Origin of the sequence: Corallococcus terminator (assembly GCF_003611635.1) — a bacterium.
GTDB lineage: Bacteria > Myxococcota > Myxococcia > Myxococcales > Myxococcaceae > Corallococcus > Corallococcus terminator.
In genome coordinates, this window is record NZ_RAVZ01000757.1 from 1 (window position 1) to 688 (window position 688).

Genomic DNA, 688 nt, shown 5'->3' on the forward strand with positions numbered 1-688 from the left:
GGCGCTGGTGCTGGACCTGGGGCAGGGCGAGGAGGGCACCGGCGACCTGCGCGTCTATTACCATGGCCTGTCATTGGCGCTGGTGGCCCAGGTGGACTTCCTGAAGGCGGATGGGACCTTCATCGGCTCCAGCTCGTTGCACCTGGTGGAGCTGGGCCTGGGAACGCATATCGCCGTGGCGACGTACCCGGGGAACGTCCCCTATCGCTACGTGCGCCTGCGGGGCGCGCTCGCCATCTACCTAGTGGACGCGGTGGAGACGTCGCTGCGGGCCGTCTGTGGTGATGGGGTGCTGGGCGGATTCGAAGTCTGTGACGACGGCAATCAACTCTCGGGAGACGGCTGCAACAGCGTCTGCAAGTTGGAGCCGGGCTACACCTGCACGGGACAGCCGACAGTGTGTACCGACATCGACGAGTGCGCCGCCGGTACCGACAACTGCAACGACAACGCCTCCTGCACCAACAGCGGGGGCTCCTTCACCTGCGCCTGCACTGCGGGGTACGAGGGCGACGGCGTGACCTGCACCGACATCGACGAGTGCGCCGCCGGTACCGACAACTGCAACGACAACGCCACCTGCACCAACAGCGGGGGCTCCTTCGCCTGCGCCTGCAATGCGGGGTACGAGGGCGACGGCGTGACCTGCACCAACATCGACGAGTGCGCCGCAAGCCCCGACCCCTGC

Annotated in this window: 1 protein-coding gene; it reads left to right on the plus strand. The window is 67.2% G+C overall.

Going from position 1 to position 688, the window contains the following annotated elements; translation table 11 throughout:
- On the plus strand, nt 1–688 hold a 688-nt coding region (locus D7V88_RS43515; RefSeq protein ID WP_158625295.1), incomplete at both ends, for an EGF domain-containing protein.